19 protein-coding genes are annotated in these 17,446 nt (G+C 57.1%); 10 read left to right on the top strand and 9 right to left on the bottom strand.

From position 1 onward, the window contains the following. Positions 1-30 precede the first annotated feature (30 nt). The 3 genes from sdaA to pabB form a co-directional block, all read right to left on the bottom strand. Positions 31-1,395 carry an L-serine ammonia-lyase gene (sdaA, locus tag HMPREF3143_RS12090; RefSeq protein WP_032675023.1) on the bottom strand — a complete coding sequence of 455 codons (1,365 nt, stop codon included), beginning with the start codon at positions 1,393-1,395 and terminating at the stop codon, positions 31-33. Between the two features lie 185 nt (positions 1,396-1,580). Further along, positions 1,581-2,159: a CoA pyrophosphatase gene (locus tag HMPREF3143_RS12085; protein ID WP_063435828.1), complete on the bottom strand. Its 579-nt coding sequence runs from the start codon at positions 2,157-2,159 to the stop codon at positions 1,581-1,583. A gap of 6 nt (positions 2,160-2,165) precedes the next feature. After that, positions 2,166-3,491: an aminodeoxychorismate synthase component 1 gene (gene pabB / locus HMPREF3143_RS12080; protein WP_032675020.1), complete on the bottom strand. Its 1,326-nt coding sequence runs from the start codon at positions 3,489-3,491 to the stop codon at positions 2,166-2,168. A 61-nt stretch (positions 3,492-3,552) separates the two neighbouring features. Between pabB and HMPREF3143_RS12075 the strand changes: the two genes are divergently transcribed. Beyond that, positions 3,553-3,735 carry a YoaH family protein gene (locus tag HMPREF3143_RS12075; protein WP_008500497.1) on the top strand — a complete coding sequence of 61 codons (183 nt, stop codon included), beginning with the start codon at positions 3,553-3,555 and terminating at the stop codon, positions 3,733-3,735. A gap of 6 nt (positions 3,736-3,741) precedes the next feature. Here HMPREF3143_RS12075 and HMPREF3143_RS12070 read toward each other — a convergent pair whose 3' ends face one another. Beyond that, a complete protein-coding gene (locus HMPREF3143_RS12070; protein ID WP_008500498.1) occupies positions 3,742-4,086 on the bottom strand; it encodes a RidA family protein in 345 nt (114 codons plus the stop codon). A gap of 133 nt (positions 4,087-4,219) precedes the next feature. Between HMPREF3143_RS12070 and HMPREF3143_RS12065 the strand changes: the two genes are divergently transcribed. From HMPREF3143_RS12065 to rnd, 5 genes are all read left to right on the top strand, one after another. Next, complete coding sequence (locus HMPREF3143_RS12065; protein WP_070533195.1) at positions 4,220-6,130, top strand: DNA repair helicase YoaA; 1,911 nt, start codon at positions 4,220-4,222, stop codon at positions 6,128-6,130. A gap of 66 nt (positions 6,131-6,196) precedes the next feature. Continuing rightward, positions 6,197-6,892 (top strand): tRNA (adenosine(37)-N6)-threonylcarbamoyltransferase complex dimerization subunit type 1 TsaB, encoded by a 696-nt coding sequence (gene tsaB, locus HMPREF3143_RS12060; protein ID WP_008500500.1) that lies wholly within the window; start codon positions 6,197-6,199, stop codon positions 6,890-6,892. 37 nt (positions 6,893-6,929) lie between these two features. Further along, positions 6,930-7,511, top strand: a complete 582-nt coding sequence (locus tag HMPREF3143_RS12055; RefSeq protein WP_023293933.1) for a Slp family lipoprotein — start codon at positions 6,930-6,932, stop codon at positions 7,509-7,511. 203 nt (positions 7,512-7,714) lie between these two features. After that, positions 7,715-9,400 (top strand): long-chain-fatty-acid--CoA ligase FadD, encoded by a 1,686-nt coding sequence (gene fadD, locus HMPREF3143_RS12050; RefSeq protein ID WP_014884268.1) that lies wholly within the window; start codon positions 7,715-7,717, stop codon positions 9,398-9,400. Between the two features lie 83 nt (positions 9,401-9,483). Next, positions 9,484-10,599, top strand: a complete 1,116-nt coding sequence (rnd, locus tag HMPREF3143_RS12045) for a ribonuclease D (RefSeq protein WP_139145867.1) — start codon at positions 9,484-9,486, stop codon at positions 10,597-10,599. Positions 10,600-10,673: 74 nt separating this feature from the next. Here the strand turns inward: rnd and minE are convergent, their stop codons facing one another. Genes minE through minC form a run of 3 tightly spaced genes read right to left on the bottom strand, consistent with a single transcriptional unit; the run spans position 10,674 to position 12,490 of the window. After that, entirely contained in the window at positions 10,674-10,943 is a 270-nt protein-coding gene (gene minE / locus HMPREF3143_RS12040) for a cell division topological specificity factor MinE (protein WP_008500504.1), read from the bottom strand. Positions 10,944-10,946: 3 nt separating this feature from the next. Continuing rightward, positions 10,947-11,759: a septum site-determining protein MinD gene (gene minD / locus HMPREF3143_RS12035; protein WP_008500505.1), complete on the bottom strand. Its 813-nt coding sequence runs from the start codon at positions 11,757-11,759 to the stop codon at positions 10,947-10,949. Between the two features lie 23 nt (positions 11,760-11,782). After that, positions 11,783-12,490 (bottom strand): septum site-determining protein MinC, encoded by a 708-nt coding sequence (gene minC, locus HMPREF3143_RS12030; RefSeq protein ID WP_008500506.1) that lies wholly within the window; start codon positions 12,488-12,490, stop codon positions 11,783-11,785. 123 nt (positions 12,491-12,613) lie between these two features. Between minC and HMPREF3143_RS12025 the strand changes: the two genes are divergently transcribed. From HMPREF3143_RS12025 to HMPREF3143_RS12015, 3 genes are all read left to right on the top strand, one after another. Continuing rightward, entirely contained in the window at positions 12,614-12,889 is a 276-nt protein-coding gene (locus tag HMPREF3143_RS12025) for a YcgL domain-containing protein (RefSeq protein ID WP_070533191.1), read from the top strand. 47 nt (positions 12,890-12,936) lie between these two features. Next, positions 12,937-13,596 carry a fumarylacetoacetate hydrolase family protein gene (locus HMPREF3143_RS12020; protein ID WP_070533189.1) on the top strand — a complete coding sequence of 220 codons (660 nt, stop codon included), beginning with the start codon at positions 12,937-12,939 and terminating at the stop codon, positions 13,594-13,596. A gap of 93 nt (positions 13,597-13,689) precedes the next feature. Beyond that, complete coding sequence (locus HMPREF3143_RS12015) at positions 13,690-14,130, top strand: YcgN family cysteine cluster protein (protein ID WP_008500509.1); 441 nt, start codon at positions 13,690-13,692, stop codon at positions 14,128-14,130. A 116-nt stretch (positions 14,131-14,246) separates the two neighbouring features. On the opposite strand, the gene dsbB is transcribed toward HMPREF3143_RS12015, so the two are convergent. Both dsbB and nhaB read right to left on the bottom strand, forming a co-directional pair. After that, positions 14,247-14,777, bottom strand: a complete 531-nt coding sequence (gene dsbB, locus HMPREF3143_RS12010) for a disulfide bond formation protein DsbB (RefSeq protein ID WP_021240406.1) — start codon at positions 14,775-14,777, stop codon at positions 14,247-14,249. 143 nt (positions 14,778-14,920) lie between these two features. Continuing rightward, a complete protein-coding gene (gene nhaB / locus HMPREF3143_RS12005) occupies positions 14,921-16,459 on the bottom strand; it encodes a Na(+)/H(+) antiporter NhaB (RefSeq protein WP_023325493.1) in 1,539 nt (512 codons plus the stop codon). Between the two features lie 201 nt (positions 16,460-16,660). Here nhaB and fadR point away from each other — a divergent pair, with 201 nt between their 5' ends. Further along, positions 16,661-17,380, top strand: a complete 720-nt coding sequence (gene fadR, locus HMPREF3143_RS12000) for a fatty acid metabolism transcriptional regulator FadR (RefSeq protein ID WP_008500512.1) — start codon at positions 16,661-16,663, stop codon at positions 17,378-17,380. Positions 17,381-17,446 lie beyond the last annotated feature (66 nt).

Raw genomic sequence — 17,446 nt, 5'->3', positions numbered from 1 at the left:
CCATCCGTTGCAGATGGGCGAAAGGCAGTATTAGTCGCACTGCACCTTAATGGCCAGGCCACCACGGGACGTCTCGCGGTATTTCGCGTTCATGTCTTTGCCCGTTTCGTACATGGTTTCAATCACCTTATCCAGCGATACGCGAGGTTCGCTGGTACGGCGCATCGCCATACGAGAGGCGTTGATGGCTTTCACCGAGGCAATCGCGTTACGCTCAATGCACGGCACCTGCACCTGGCCCGCGACCGGGTCGCAGGTCAGACCGAGGTTATGTTCCATACCGATTTCAGCCGCCACGCAGACCTGCTCAGGGCTTGCACCCAGCAGCTCTGCCAGACCCGCCGCCGCCATGGAGCAGGCCACGCCGACTTCACCCTGACAGCCCACTTCCGCACCGGAGATGGAGGCATTCATCTTGTACAGCGCGCCGATGGCACCTGCCGCCAGGAAATAACGGATATAGATGTCCGGCGTTACGGGCTCAATAAAGTGGTCGTAATACGCCAGCACCGCAGGAACAATGCCGCACGCGCCGTTGGTTGGCGCCGTTACGACGCGGCCCCCGGCGGCGTTCTCTTCGTTAACCGCCAGGGCAAACATGTTTACCCAGTCGACCACGTTCATCGGGTCGTTGGAGAACTTGTCCGTGGTCACCAGCATGCGGCGCAGGGCGGAGGCACGACGCGGCACGCGCAGTGGACCCGGCAGAACGCCTTCGGTGTTCATCCCGCGATCGATACAGGCGCGCATGGTTTGCCAGACGTTGGCAAAATAGTCTTCAATCTCTTTTTTGCTGTGCAGGGCCAGTTCGTTCTGCATCACCATGCCGGACAGGGAAAGACCGGTCTGTTTGCAGTAGCCCAGCATTTCAGTAGCCGATTTGAACGGGTACGGTACGCTGACGTCGCCGACGCTGTCCTTGCCAAAATGCTCTTCATCCACGATGAAGCCACCGCCGATGGAGTAGTACGTTTTGCTGTAAATCTCTTTTTCACCGCTATATGCGTGAATGGTCATGCCGTTTTCATGCAGCGGCAGGTTGTCGCTGCGAAAACGCATGCCGTCATCCTGCGGGAAATCGACTTCCTGCTGGCCGTTTGCCAGCAGCAGGCGGCCGCGTGTTTCCACGTCGCGGATGAATGCCGGAATGGCATCAATATCAACGGTATCCGGCATATTGCCTGCCAGACCCATAATAATGGCGATATCGGTGTGGTGGCCTTTACCCGTTAATGACAGCGAGCCGTAAACATCCACGGCCACACGGGTAACGCTTTCCAGTAATCCTTTTTCGACCAGATCATCGACGAACTGTTTACCGGCCTTCATCGGGCCAACAGTATGGGAAGACGAAGGGCCAATTCCCACTTTGAACATGTCGAATATACTAATCACTTTCACACTCCTGACAGGGTTACCGGGGTTCCAGTAACGATGTTATAACTGCGCATAGTGTAAGAGGGAACACCGACCTCGGCTTAACTATTCACATGAATTAAACTAATGGTTAACGATGGGTTTTGCTAATAGCGCGACGCAGATCGCAAACCTGGCAGAAGAGGGCGGAATGTAAAGTATAGTCAAGGTTTCAGGCCGATCTGCAGCGCCAGTTCACGAATGATGCCCGCCGTCATGCCCCAGACAAAATAATGCTGATACCAGGACAACCAGACCCGATGGTTATGCCCGCGACGCTGAATATCCAGTGGGTGATAACGACTCAGTCGAAGGGCTTCATCCAGCGGCATTTCAAACACCGCAGAGACTTCATCGACGCTGGCGTGATACTGCAGGCCCGGCGGGATAATGCCCACCACCGGCGTGACCTGGAAACCGGTAACGCTGTCGACGGGCGGCAGCACGCCGATGACCTCAACGGCCTCCGGCGGAATGGCCACCTCTTCCTGCGCTTCGCGCAGCGCGGCGGCAATCAGCGAGGCGTCGGAGCTGTCTACCGCGCCCCCCGGAAAAGCGACCTGACCGGCATGCTTGCGTAAATGGGCGGAACGCTGGGTGAGCAGCAGGCCCGGCTGTGCGCGACGCACGACCGGGATCAGCACGGCCGCCTGACGCTGATTCAGCGCTTCGCGGTTGACCTGCGGTCTTAGTAGCTGAAAACGCGATAAAAAGTCATCCAGCGTCAGGTTCTCTTTTTCCACCCGTGATTACTCCAGTAGTTTCAGGATACGGTTAACTTTATCAAAGGTTTCCTGATATTCCGCATCGACCTCACTATCGGCAACAATCCCGCCCCCGGCCGAACAGTAAAGGTTTCCGTTGCAGGCGGTCAGCGTGCGGATGGTAATGCTGGTATCCAGCGTGCCGCACAGGCTGATATAGCCGATGCTGCCGCACCAGGCATTGCGCCGGTGGGGCTCCAGTTCATCAATGATCTCCATTGCCCGCACCTTCGGCGCACCGGTGATGGAGCCGCCCGGGAACGCGGCGCGCAGCAGGTCGCAGGCCGTGCGCGAGTCAGGCAGCCGCGCGGTAATGGTGCTGACCAGATGATGCACCGCCGGGAAAGGCTCAACGACAAACAGTTCCGGCACGCGGACGCTGCCCGGCACGGCCACCCGGCCAATGTCGTTACGCATCAGATCGACAATCATCAGGTTTTCGGCGCGGTCTTTCGGCGAGGCGGCGAGTTTTTCCGCCTGCTTGCGGTCGGCGTCGGGATCGGCAAGGCGTGGCAGCGTGCCTTTAATCGGACGGGTTTGAATCGTGCCCTCGGCCAGATGAATAAAACGCTCGGGCGACAGGCTGAGGATCGCCCCCTGTTCCAGACGGACAAATGCGCTGAACGGCGCCTTATTGCTGGCATTTAGGCGGGTAAACGCCTGCCATTCATCTCCCCGATAGGTCGCCTGGAAGCGCTGGGCGAGGTTAACCTGGTAGCAGTCGCCGCTTTGCAGATACGCCTGAACGCGCGCGAATTTTTCGGCATATTCCGCAGCGCTCATGTTGGAGCGCCAGCCGGAGGTCAGCGTGAACGTCTCTGCGGGTGCAGCCTGTTGCGCCTCAAGCCAGTCCAGACGCGCCTGGACGTCACGATGGCTCAGCAGGGAAACCGTTTTTTTGAGGTGATCGACGATTAACGCCCAGTCATACAGCCCCACGGCCATATCTGGCAGGGAAATATCAGCCTGCGCACGCTCGGGCAGCGTTTCAAAACGGCGGCCCAAATCATAGCCAAACAGGCCCAGCGCGCCTCCCTGAAAGGGAAGGTCCGGGTTTGGCGTAGCGGATAAGCCCAGCGCGTTAATATCGTGCTGAAGCTGCGCCAGCGGATCGTCCGTCAGCGACAGGTCATCGGTTGTCAGCGTCTTCAGCGGATCGGCGACCAGAATATCAAAGCGGCTGTAGGGATGGTCCGCATGGCCGGAGTGCAGCAGCATCGCAAACGGAAGATGGCTCAGGCGGGAAAACCAGTATTCAGCGGCGTCTGTCCGCCAGGGCAGGGTAATAACAGTGGGGAAGCGCATGTTCATGTGTGGCATACTACCGGGCAGCGTGAAATAATTAGCGCGAATAATTTAGCAGGAGTTGACGATGTTTGCAGGTTTACCTTCTCTGAGCCATGAACAGCAGCAGAAAGCGGTTGAGCGAATTCAGGAACTGATGTCCCAGGGGATGAGCAGCGGACAGGCGATTTCCCAGGTGGCGGAAGAACTGCGCGCCACGCATACCGGCGAGCGGATCGTGGCGCGTTTCGAGGATGAAGATGAAGAGTAATCGGGCTTAAACCGCCGCGATAATCTTAATCTCTACCTTGTATTCCGGTTTCATCAGCGTGGCCTGTACGGTGCAGCGTACAGGCGCGTGACCCGCCACCACCCACGCATCCCAGGCTTTGTTCATCGCCGCGAAGTCATCTTTGTTCGCCAGGAAAATCGTCGCATCCAGAATGCGGGATTTGTCGCTGCCCTGTTTTTCCAGCACCGCGTCAATCTGCGCCAGGGTATTGGCCGTCTGCTCAAACGCATCCGCGTCAAGGTTCGCCGGGACGCCGGTGTAGTAGAGCGTCTGGTTGTGGATCACCACATCAGACCAGCGGGCTTCGGCATCAATGCGCACAATTGTCATAAACGTTTCCTCGTTATTTTTCGTCGTCAGGCGGCAAGACTGCCATATTGTTCTCGTGTCGTCACTATTTGGGGTGGCACAGGAGAGGATGGGCTGACATAATCCTTGTGCAAAAATACAGTGAGAGAGCACCGTGGCAGACGATTTTTCCCCTGAAGGTCAATTAGCGCAGGCTATCCCCGGCTTCAAACCCCGTGAGCCTCAGCGACAGATGGCGCATGCCGTTGCACGCGCCATCGATAAGGCTCAGCCGCTGGTGGTCGAAGCGGGTACCGGTACGGGTAAAACCTATGCTTACCTTGCGCCGGCGCTGCGGGCGAAAAAAAAGGTGATTATCTCCACCGGTTCGAAGGCGCTGCAGGATCAGCTCTACAGCCGCGATTTGCCCACCGTGGCAAAAGCGCTGAAATATAAAGGCCGTCTGGCCCTGCTGAAGGGGCGCTCCAACTATCTCTGCCTGGAACGCCTTGAGCAGCAGGCGCTGGCGGGCGGTGACCTGCCGGTGCAAACCCTGAGCGACGTCATTATCCTTCGCGCCTGGGCGAACCAGACCGAAGAGGGCGACATCAGCACCTGCGCGAGCGTGCCGGAAGACTCTCCCGCCTGGCCGCTGGTGACCAGCACTAACGACAACTGCCTCGGCAGCGACTGCCCGCTGTATAAAGACTGCTTCGTGGTGAAAGCGCGCAAAACGGCGATGGATGCGGATGTGGTGGTGGTGAACCACCATCTGTTCCTCGCGGATATGGTGGTTAAGGACAGCGGCTTTGGTGAGCTGATCCCGGAGGCGGACGTGATGATCTTCGACGAAGCCCACCAGCTGCCGGACATCGCCAGCCAGTATTTTGGGCAGTCGCTCTCCAGCCGCCAGCTGCAGGATCTGGCGAAAGATTTCACCATTGCGTACCGGACCGAACTCAAAGATACCCAGCAGCTGCAGAAGTGCGCCGATCGTCTGGCGCAGAGCGCGCAGGATTTTCGTTTACAGCTCGGCGAGCCGGGCTATCGCGGCAACCTGCGCGAGCTGCTGGCGGACAAAAACATCCAGCGCGCGCTGCTGCTGCTCGATGATGCGCTTGAGCTCTGCTACGACGTGGCGAAACTGTCGCTCGGCCGTTCCGCGCTGCTGGATGCGGCCTTCGAACGCGCCACGCTCTATCGCGGGCGGCTGAAGCGGCTGAAAGAGATTAACCAGCCGGGTTACAGCTACTGGTACGAATGCACCTCGCGCCACTTTACCCTGGCGCTCACGCCGCTGACGGTGGCGGATAAATTTAAAGAGGTGATGGCGCAAAAGCCGGGCAGCTGGATCTTCACGTCGGCAACCCTGTCGGTGAATGACGACCTGCGCCACTTCACCGAGCGCCTCGGCATCGAGCAGGCGGAATCGCTGCTTCTGCCCAGCCCGTTCGATTACGAAAAGCAGGCGCTGCTCTGCGTGCCGCGCAATCTGCCGCTTCCCAACCAGCCGGGTGCGGCCCGGCTGCTGGCGGCGATGCTGAAGCCAATGATCGAGGCCAATAACGGCCGCTGCTTTATGCTCTGCACCTCCCACGCCATGATGCGCGACCTCGCCGAGCAGTTCCGCGCCACCATGACGCTACCGGTGCTGCTGCAGGGCGAAACCAGCAAAGGCCAGCTGCTGCAGCAGTTCGTTAGCGCCGGTAACGCCCTGCTGGTCGCAACCAGCAGCTTCTGGGAAGGGGTGGACGTGCGCGGCGACACGCTTTCACTGGTGATCATTGATAAGCTGCCGTTTACCTCCCCGGACGATCCGCTGCTGAAGGCGCGGATGGAAGACTGCCGCCTGCGCGGCGGCGATCCGTTTGACGAGGTTCAGCTGCCGGATGCGGTCATTACGCTTAAGCAAGGGGTAGGGCGCTTAATCCGTGACGTCACCGATCGCGGCGTGCTGGTCATCTGCGATAACCGGCTGGTGATGCGTCCTTACGGGGCAACCTTCCTTGCAAGCCTGCCGCCCGCACCGCGGACGCGGGACATAAAACGCGCGGTGCGTTTCCTGGCAAACCCAACGGCGGAGTAATTTACCCCGGAGTGTGCTAAGATGCGCGCCATTTTGTGACTGACCCTTGCGAGAGCGCGACGACTGATGCGAATTCTGGCTATTGATACCGCGACAGAGGCTTGCTCTGTTGCTCTGTTGAACGACGGTGCTGTTTCTGCCCATTTCGAAGAGTGCCCACGGGAACACACCCAACGCATTCTGCCCCTGGTAAAAGCCATTTTAACCCAGGGCAACACCTCCTTAACCGACCTCGACGCGCTGGCCTTTGGCCGCGGCCCCGGCAGCTTTACGGGCGTACGTATCGGGATTGGCATTGCGCAGGGGCTGGCGCTGGGCGCCGAACTGCCGATGATCGGCGTCTCTACCCTCGCCACCATGGCACAGGGCGCATGGCGCATGACCGGGGCAACGCGCGTCCTGGCAGCGATTGATGCCCGCATGGGCGAAGTCTACTGGGCCGAATACACCCGCGACGAGCAGGGCGTGTGGCACGGTGAAGAGACGGAAGCCGTGCTTAAGCCGGAAGCGGTGACGGAACGGCTGAAGCAGCTGTCCGGCGAGTGGGCGACCGTCGGTACGGGCTGGCAGGCGTGGCCTGAGATGGCGAACGGCACCGGGCTGACGCTGGTGGACGGCAACATGCTTCTGCCGGCTGCGGAAGATATGCTTCCGATTGCCAGCCAGCTGCTCGCAGCAGGCAAAACCGTGGCCGTTGAACACGCGGAACCGGTTTATTTGCGAAACACCGTCGCGTGGAAGAAACTTCCGGGCCGCGAGTGAATCTCAGTAACAGGAACTGAGAAAAAGGAGTCGCATCATGGCGGTTCAGACTAAAGTAGTACGCCTTATTATGGCAGGCGCGGTTGCCATAGCACTGAGCGGATGCGTTTCCGTTCCTGATGCGATTAAGGGCAGCAGCCCGACGCCACAGCAGGATCTGGTTCGGGTGATGAATGCACCTGAGCTGTACGTCGGCCAGGAAGCGCGCTTCGGCGGTAAGGTCATCGATGTACAAAACCAGCAGGGGAAAACCCGTCTGGAGATCGCCACCGTTCCGCTGGACAGCGGCGCGCGGCCTGTGCTGGGCGAGGCCTCCCGCGGGCGCATCTATGCGGACGTCAGCGGGTTCCTCGATCCGGTTGATTTTCGCGGACAGCTGGTGACCGTCGTCGGGCCGATTACCGGCGCCGTGCAGGGCAAAATCGGCAGCACGCCGTACAAATTTATGACCATGCAGGTCAACGGCTATAAGCGCTGGCGGCTGGCACAGCAGGTGATCATGCCGCCTCAGCCGATCGATCCGTGGATGTGGGGTCCACATCCTTATCGTTACGGCTACCCGGGCTGGGGCTGGTATAACCCGGGGCCTGCACAGGTACAGACGATCGTTACTGAGTAACTTACTGTTATTGTTAGAAAAGAGACAGCGGCTCAGCCGCTGTCTCTGTTTTTTTACGGATAAAACGAAAAAAAAGAGTGACGCGCTTCGCAACCTTAAATCTGAACAATTAATAAACTGGTACGCTGAGTTAATATAATGTTAACAAACTGTTTATTATCGGGGTTGTGATGACGACGAACACTCATTTCAGAGGTGATGCATTGAAGAAGGTTTGGCTTAACCGTTATCCCGCAGATGTTCCTGCTGAGATCAATCCTGACCGTTATCAATCCCTGGTGGAATTATTTGAACACTCGGTAAGGCGCTACGCGGACCAGCCCGCATTTGTGAATATGGGCGAGGTGATGACGTTCCGTAAGCTGGAGGAGCGCAGCCGGGCGTTTGCGGCGTACCTGCAGGAAGGGCTGGGGCTGCAAAAAGGGGATCGCGTCGCGCTGATGATGCCGAACCTGCTGCAATACCCGGTGGCGCTGTTCGGTATCCTGCGTGCCGGGATGATTGTCGTTAACGTCAACCCGCTGTACACCCCGCGCGAGCTGGAGCATCAGCTTAACGACAGCGGCGCAGTCGCGATTGTCATTGTGTCCAACTTTGCCCATACGCTGGAAAAAGTGGTCGACAAAACCCAGGTGAAACACGTCATCCTGACGCGCATGGGGGACCAGCTCTCCACCGCCAAAGGCACGCTGGTTAACTTTGTCGTCAAATACGTCAAACGTCTGGTGCCAAAATACCATCTGCCGGACGCTATCTCCTTCCGCCGCGCGCTGCATGCGGGCTATCGTATGCAGTACGTTAAGCCGGAAGTGGTCTCAGAAGATCTCGCGTTCCTGCAGTATACCGGCGGTACCACCGGCGTGGCGAAAGGCGCAATGCTGACCCACCGCAACATGCTGGCGAACCTTGAGCAGGTCAATGCAACCTACGGGCCGCTGCTGCATCCCGGCAAAGAGCTGGTCATTACGGCGCTGCCGCTGTACCACATTTTCGCACTGACCATGAACTGCCTGCTGTTTATTGAGCTCGGCGGTCAAAACGTGCTGATTACTAACCCGCGTGATATACCGGGGCTGGTGAAAGAGCTGGCAAAATACCCGTTCACCGCCATGACCGGGGTAAATACCCTGTTTAACGCGCTGCTTAATAACAAAGAGTTCCAGCAGCTGGACTTCTCCACGCTCCATCTCTCTGCGGGCGGCGGCATGCCGGTTCAGCAGGCGGTGGCCGAGCGCTGGGTGAAGCTTACCGGCCAGTATCTGCTGGAGGGCTATGGCCTGACGGAGTGCGCGCCGCTGGTCAGCGTTAACCCGCATGACATCGACTACCACAGCGGAAGCATTGGACTGCCCGTTCCTTCCACTGAAGCGAAACTGGTCGATGATAACGATAACGAAGTCGCGCCGGGTGAGCCGGGTGAGCTTTGCGTCAAAGGTCCACAGGTCATGCTGGGCTACTGGCAGCGTCCCGATGCGACCGACGAAATCATCAAAGACGGCTGGCTGCATACCGGTGACATCGCGGTGATGGATGACGAGGGCTTCCTGCGCATTGTCGATCGCAAGAAAGATATGATCCTGGTCTCCGGCTTCAACGTCTATCCGAATGAGATCGAAGACGTGGTCATGCAGCACAGCGGCGTACTCGAAGTGGCAGCGGTCGGCGTGCCTTCCGGCAGCAGCGGTGAAGCAGTGAAGATATTTGTGGTCAAGAAGGATCCTTCTCTCACCGAGGAAGCGCTGATAACGTTTTGTCGTCGTCAGCTGACGGGCTATAAAGTGCCGAAGCTGGTGGAATTCCGCGACGAGCTGCCGAAATCCAACGTCGGGAAGATATTACGACGAGAATTACGTGACGAAGCCCGTGCCAAAGTAGACAATAAGGCCTGAGCTTCACGTTAATCGTCCAGACGCCGGTTAAGCCGGCGTTTTTTATGGGCGCAAACAAAAGAGAATCCGATTTGAATTACCAGATGATCACGACCAACGACGAGCTGGCTTCGCTATGCGAAGTGACGCGCGACTTTCCTGCCATTGCCCTGGATACCGAGTTTGTCCGTACCCGGACGTACTATCCGCAGCTGGGGTTGATTCAGATGTACGACGGTAAACACGTGTCGCTGATCGACCCTCTCGGCATTACCGACTGGACGCCGATGCGCGATCTGCTGCTCAATACCGCCGTCACGAAATACCTGCACGCAGGCAGTGAAGATCTGGAAGTCTTTCTGAACACCTTTGGCATTATGCCTCAGCCGCTGATTGATACGCAGATCCTTGCGGCGTTCAGCGGGCGACCGCTCTCCTGGGGCTTTGCCGCCATGGTGGAGGAGTATACGGGCCTGACGCTGGATAAAAGCGAATCCCGTACCGACTGGCTGGCCCGTCCGCTTACCGCGCGCCAGCTGGAGTATGCGGCGGCTGATGTGTTTTACCTGCTGCCGATCGCCGGACAGCTGATGCAAGAAGCCGAGGCATCCGGCTGGCTGTCCGCCGCGCTGGACGAGTGCCGTATGACCCAGCTGCGTCGTCAGGAAGTGGTGGATCCGAAAGAGGCCTGGCGCGACATCAGCAACGCCTGGCAGCTGCGTACGCGTCAGCTGGCGTGCCTGCAGCTGCTGGCAGACTGGCGCTTGCGTAAAGCGCGCGAGCGCGATCTGGCCGTTAACTTTGTGGTTCGCGAAGAGCATCTCTGGGCGGTTGCGCGCTATATGCCGGGCAGCCTCGGCGAGCTGGACAGCATTGGGCTTTCGGGCAGCGAAATCCGTTTCCACGGCAAAACCCTGCTGGCGCTGGTCGCAAAAGCGCAGGCGTTGCCGGAAGAGGCGCTTCCGGAACCGCTGCTGAACCTGATGGATATGCCGGGCTATCGCAAAGCGTTTAAGGACATCAAAGCGCTGGTGCAGACGGTGGCGACGGAAAGCAAGCTGAGCGCGGAGCTGCTCGCCTCACGCCGTCAGATTAACCAGCTGCTTAACTGGCACTGGAAGCTGAAGCCGCAGAATGGCATGCCGGAAATGATGGCGGGATGGCGCGGGGAATTGATGGCCGATCGCCTGAATACGCTGCTGGAAGGTTATCCGCGATAAAAAATATGCCGGGTGATAAACCCGGCATATTCCCCCGGTGGCGCTGCGCTTACCGGGGCGACGAAATCACAAACCTACGGACGCGACTCTTCCGCTTCCGGGAGCGTCACGTTCAGCTCCAGAATCGAAATATCCCCGTCTTTTTGTTCCAGCTGCACCGTCACCATCTCCGGGTCAATCTGCACGTACTTACAGATCACTTCCAGGATGTCCTTGCGCAGCTGCGGCAGGTAGTGAGGCTCGGCGTCGCTACGACGACGCTCCGCAACGATAATTTGCAGACGTTCTTTTGCGATGTTGGCGGTGTTCTTTTTCCGCGAGAGAAAAAAGTCCAGTAATGCCATAACTTATCCTCCGAACAGGCGTTTGAGGAAACCTTTCTTCTCTTCTTCAATGAAGCGGAAAGGACGTTCTTCTCCCAGCAGACGGTCAACGGTATCGGCGTAAGCTTTACCTGCATCTGCCATTGTATCAAGGATCACTGGCTCGCCCTGGTTAGAGGCACGTAACACGGACTGATCTTCCGGGATAACGCCCACCAGCTTAATGCGCAGGATCTCCAGCACGTCTTCCATGCTCAGCATGTCACCTTTGTTCACGCGGCCCGGGTTGTAGCGGGTGAGCAGCAGGTGTTCTTTAATCGGGTCTTCGCCATTTTCCGCACGACGGGATTTAGAGGCGAGGATCCCGAGAATGCGGTCTGAGTCACGCACGGATGAAACTTCAGGGTTGGTGGTGATGATTGCTTCATCAGCGAAGTAGAGCGCCATCAGGGCACCGGTTTCGATACCGGCAGGGGAGTCACAGACAATGAAGTCGAACTCCATTTTTTTCAGCTCGTCGAGCACCTTTTCTACTCCTTCACGGGTCAGGGCGTCTTTGTCACGCGTCTGAGAAGCCGGGAGAATGTAGAGGTTCTCGGTGCGCTTGTCTTTAATCAGCGCCTGGTTCAGCGTGGCATCGCCCTGAATGACGTTCACAAAGTCATACACGACGCGACGCTCACATCCCATGATGAGGTCGAGGTTACGCAAGCCGATATCGAAGTCGATAACGACGGTTTTCTTTCCCTTCTGGGCCAAACCAGTAGCGATGGCCGCGCTGGAGGTGGTCTTGCCAACGCCTCCTTTACCCGAAGTAACAACAATAATGCGTGCCATAGAAATTCCTTGTTAAAAAGGGATCAATTCAACGGTTGAACGGTCAACGCGTCGTCTGCCAGAAGCAGGCGAGCCGCTTTGCCATAAAATTCGGCTGGGATCTTGTCGCTCAGCCAATATTCACCTGCGATGGACACCAGTTCCGCCGTCAGGTGAGTACAAAATATTTGCGCGTCCCGATCGCCACTTGCACCTGCGAGCGCACGTCCACGCATCATACCGTAAACGTGAATATTGCCATCTGCAATCAGCTCAGCGCCAGCACTGACGTGGCTTGTAACAATCAGATCACAGTTTGGTGCATAAATGCGCTGACCGGAACGAACCGGCACATCAATCATTCGCGTTTTTGTGATGTTTGTAACGTTTTGCGCCGCAGGAGGGGGCGTTTCGACGGCAACGGGTGCCGCACGCGGGGCTTTTTCTTTGCCTTCATTCAGAAGCGGCAGCCCCGCACGGTCAATTTCCGCTTTCAGTTCAGTATCTTTGCAGCCGCTGATGCCGACAATACGCAGTCCGGTCGAGGAGACGGCCTGCTGGAGACGTTTCCAGTTAACCGGCGCTTCAAGACCGCTGACGTTGATCACAACAGGGGCGTGCTTCAGGAAGGCGGGAGCCTGGGCGATTTTGTCTTCTAACGCCTGACGAATAACCTCGGGTTTTGCATCATGCAAATGTACCACTGATAAGGTGAAGCTACTGCCTTTAAGCTCGATGGGCGTGTTTGACATCCTGGCCTTACTCAATTTGCTATTAACCGCAACCACTCGCTGCGATATTCCGAAGAGTATCAGGCATGTTATAGTCAGGAGTATATTGAGGCAAGCAACCACCCATTAATTCAGAGTAAAAACATGTTTTGTGTGATCTACAGAAGTACAACCCGTGACCAGACCTATCTTTATGTCGAAAATAAAGACGATTTTTCACGCGTGCCTGAAGAATTAATGAAGAGCTTTGGCCGACCGCAGATGGCGATGCTGCTGCCGCTGGATGGTCGCAAGAAACTGGTGAATGCCGATCTGGAGAAAGTGAAAACGGCATTAGCCGAGCAGGGCTATTATTTACAGCTTCCGCCGCCACCCGAGAATTTATTAAAACAGCATCTTGAGGCGAACGGTAAAAAATAGTCTCAACTGTTTTTGAGCACAACACATCAACCGTTTAGGGGTCGACCATGTATCAACATCATAACTGGCAAGGTGCATTACTGGATTATCCCGTCAGCAAAGTGGTTTGCGTGGGCAGCAACTATGCAAAACATATTCAGGAGATGGGCAGTGCGACGCCAGAAGAGCCGGTGCTGTTCATTAAGCCTGAAACGGCGCTTTGCGATATTCGCCAGCCGCTGGCCCTGCCGCAGGGGCTCGGCTCGGTGCACCACGAAGTGGAACTCGCCGTGCTGATCGGCGCAACGCTGCGTCAGGCCTCCGAAGAGCATGTGCAAAAAGCGATCGCCGGATACGGCGTGGCGCTGGATCTGACGCTACGCGACGTGCAGGGTAAAATGAAGAAAGCGGGGCAGCCGTGGGAAAAAGCCAAAGGGTTTGATAATTCCTGCCCAATTTCGGCGTTTGTGCCGGTGAGCGAATTTACCGGCGATCCGCAGGATACGCCGCTCAGCCTGAAGGTTAACGGTGAAATCCGCCAGCAGGGTACCTCGGCAGACATGATCCATAAGATTGTGCCGCTGATCGCCTACATGAGCCGCTTCTTTACCCTCAAGCCGGGTGATGTGATCCTGACCGGCACGCCGGAAGGCGTTGGTCCGCTCGCGAGCGGTGATGAACTTGAAGTTGGTTTTAACGGCCTGTCGCTGAAAACCCGCGTGCTGTAACCTCCTCTTGCCGCCTGAAAAGGGCGGCAAAACTTGCAACGACGTGCCAGACTCGTTATAAGGTGCGCTTTCTTTTGACGTGTGGACATCCTGATGAACGACATCCCTTTCTGGCAAAGCAAAACTCTCGACGACATGACCGACGCGGAATGGGAATCCTTATGCGACGGCTGCGGTCAGTGCTGCCTGCACAAGCTGATGGATGAAGACACGGACGAAATCTACTTCACCAACGTGGCCTGCAAGCAGCTGAACATCAAAACCTGCCAGTGCCGCAACTACGAGCGCCGCTTCGAGTTCGAGCCAGACTGCATTAAATTAACCCGTGAGAATCTGCCCACCTTTGAATGGCTGCCGCATACCTGCGCGTATCGCCTGCTGGCGGAGGGGAAAGGTCTGCCTGACTGGCACCCCCTGCTGACCGGTTCAAAAGCGGCGATGCACGGCGAACGTATCTCCGTGCGCCACATTGCGGTGAAAGAGTCCGAGGTGCGGGACTGGGAAGATCACATCATGAACCACCCGACCCGTTGAGATTAAAAAAACCCGCCAAAGCGGGTTTTTTATTGTGCGCTGTTGTGTCGGGTGGCGCTGCGCTTACCCGACCTACAAAACCGTAGGCCCGCGCAAGCGAAGCGCCGCCGGGCGAATTAGCGCCCGAACAAATCGCGTTTCTTCGGTTTGAACGGCTGAGCGATCAACACCAGCAGCGCCACGATGAAGTAGGCGGCAAAAATGCCCACCAGCCACTGCGGCATCTCCAACGTCAGGAATTCCCACTGGCGAACGGAGCAGTCACCGGAGGCAACGAACACCTGCGGCAGCCATTTGTCCAGCGGCAGCCAGCTAGGGAAGCGGGCGGCAAAATCGCAGGTCATAAACGGTGACGGATGCAGCTGCATCATCGTGTGCTGCCAGGAGAGTTCAATGCCTTTCCAGGCGCTGTAGAGCCAGATTGCGATCCCGGCATAGCGAAGCGGCGACTTCGGCGCAATCGCGCCGACCAGGCCAGCCCCCATAATGCCGAACAGCGCGCAGCGTTCGTAAATACAGAGCACGCAAGGTTTGAGTCCCATTACGTGCTGGAACCACAGCGCGACCATTTCCAGCGCAAAGGCGGTCAGGGCCATTAACAACCACGCTCCGCGACCGCGGGAGCACTGGTTTAAAAATCTCAACATAATCATTTCCCTGGAACATGCTTAGAAAGCGCAGTGTAAACGAATTCGTTTTTCGCGCCACCTGTACCTGGCGAAATAAAACGTAATTGGATGTTTATCGTGCGAAAAGGCAAACGGGCAGCGAACTGCCCGAGTTGCAGTGTTTACTGCGCCGCAAGTATACCCGCTTGTATCAACCATTGCGTACAGGGAATAAGGGTAATTTTGACGCAAAGCAATCCCACGATCGTAAGCACCAGCGTATAGGGCAGGGCCATCCAGACCATTCTTCCATAAGAAAGACGTATGAGTGGCGCAAGGGCGGAGGTCAGCAGGAAAAGGAAGGCGGCCTGGCCATTGGGTGTCGCCACCGACGGCAGGTTGGTACCGGTGTTGATCGCCACGGCCAGCAGTTCAAACTGTCCGGCGCTGATCACGCCTTGCTCCATCGCGGTCTTAGCCTCGTTAATGTAAACCGTACCGACAAAGACGTTATCTGAGATCGACGAGAGCAGGCCGTTAAACAGGTAAAACAGCGACAGCTGAGCATCCGGCGATGCCCGTAAGACAAAGGCAATAATCGGCGCGAACAGGTGCTGGTCGATTATCACCGCCACGACCGCAAAGAACACCGCCAGCAGGGCGGTAAACGGCAGCGCTTCGGTAAAGGCTTTGCCGATGGCATGCTCATCCGTCACGCCGGTAAAGGTCGTGGCGAGAATAATCACGGACAGACCAATCAGCCCCACTTCAGCCAGATGGAACGCCAGCGCGGCGATAAGCCAGACGCCGATGATCCCCTGTGCAATCAGGCGCAGCGTCTCCTGGCGCGTCCGCTGGCGTCGGCTCTGCAGATCGAATTTATGCAGTTCCTGACGTACCGGCTCCGGGAGTTGTGCCCCGTAACCAAAGAGGCGAAACTTCTCCACCAGCAAACAGGTCGCCAGACCGCAGATCAGCACCGGCACGCTCACCGGGGCCATTCTCAGGAAGAAATCACCGAAGTGCCAGCCCGCCGCTTTCGCAATGATCAGGTTTTGCGGCTCGCCCACCATCGTCATCACGCCCCCCAGGGCGGTACCCACCCCGGCATGCATCATCAGGCTGCGCAGGAAGGCGCGAAACTGTTCCAGTACCTCGCGGTTATGCGCATCGACATGGCTGTCATCCTGCAGATCCTCACCCGGACGAGAGGAGGCCACGCGGTGATAAATACCGTAAAACCCCACCGCGACGCTTATCACCACCGCGACGACCGTCAGCGCGTCCAGGAAGGCTGACAGGAAGGCCGCCGCAAGGCAAAACGCCAGCGAGAGAACCGTTTTCGACGGAATGCTGAGCAGCAGGCGCGTAAAGATAAACAGCAGCAGCTGTTTCATAAAGTAGATGCCCGCCACCATAAACATCAGCAGCAGAAGCACTTCAAGATTTGAAGCCAGCTCTGCTTTGACATGCTCGGCAGAGGTCATGCCAATCACTACCGCTTCAAACGCCAGCAATCCGCCCGGCAACAGGGGATAGCATTTCAGCGCCATCGCCAGGGTGAAGATAAACTCCGCGACCAGCAGCCACCCGGCAACGAACGGGTTCACGTAAAAGAGGAGAGGGTTAACGACCAGGAACACCAGCAGTATCAGTTTGTACCAGTCAGGAGACTGGCCTAAAAAATTGCGCCACAGAGCGCGCCCAAAAGAAATTTCCACGACAGACGTCCTTCCCCGTCAAGTAAGACAAAACATCAGTATACGCAAAATTCACGGTCCAGACGCGGATAAGACTGCATTGTAAATTTCATAAAAATGAAACGGCGATCCCTCTTTTCTCTCTTTGCCGCGCTACCTGCCACTGCACGCCTCTGGTATGATGAGTCCAATTTGCAAAAGCTGTGTAATGGAAATCTCACTATGGTCATTAAGGCGCAGAGCCCGGCGGGTTTCGCGGAAGAGTACATCATTGAAAGCATCTGGAATAATCGTTTCCCTGCGGGGTCCATTCTTCCGGCTGAACGCGAACTCTCTGAACTGATTGGCGTCACTCGCACCACGCTGCGTGAAGTGCTTCAGCGACTGGCGCGCGATGGCTGGTTGACGATCCAGCACGGCAAGCCAACAAAAGTGAACAACTTCTGGGAAACCTCCGGGCTGAACATTCTTGAAACGCTGGCGCGTCTCGATCATGAAAGCGTGCCGCAGCTCATTGATAATCTGCTCTCCGTTCGCACCAACATCGCGACGATCTTTATTCGTACGGCTTTCCGCCAGCATCCGGAAGATGCGCTTGCGGTGCTGGCCAGTGCCAACGAGGTGGAAGATCATGCCGACGCGTTTGCCACCCTCGATTACAACGTCTTCCGTGGCCTGGCGTTTGCCTCCGGCAACCCGGTGTACGGTCTGATCCTCAACGGCATGAAAGGGCTCTACACCCGTATTGGCCGCCACTACTTTGCCAATCCCGAAGCCCGCAGCCTGGCGCTGGGCTTTTACCATAAGCTGAGCAAGCTGTGCTCCGAAGGTCTGCACGATCAGGTGTATGAGACAGTGCGCCGCTACGGTCACGATTCCGGTGAAATCTGGCACCGTATGCAGAAAACGCTGCCGGGTGATTTGGCGATTCAGAGCCGCTGAAATAAAAAACCTCTCGTGTGAGAGGTTTTTTTTCGCCCGGTGGCGCTTCGCTTACCGGGCCTACAA

The organism is Enterobacter sp. HMSC16D10 (assembly GCF_001807145.1).
In the GTDB taxonomy this organism is placed as follows: Bacteria; Pseudomonadota; Gammaproteobacteria; order Enterobacterales; family Enterobacteriaceae; genus Enterobacter; species Enterobacter roggenkampii.
The sequence above is the reverse complement of the archived record's forward strand: the minus strand, read 5'-3'. Positions and strand labels throughout refer to the sequence as shown.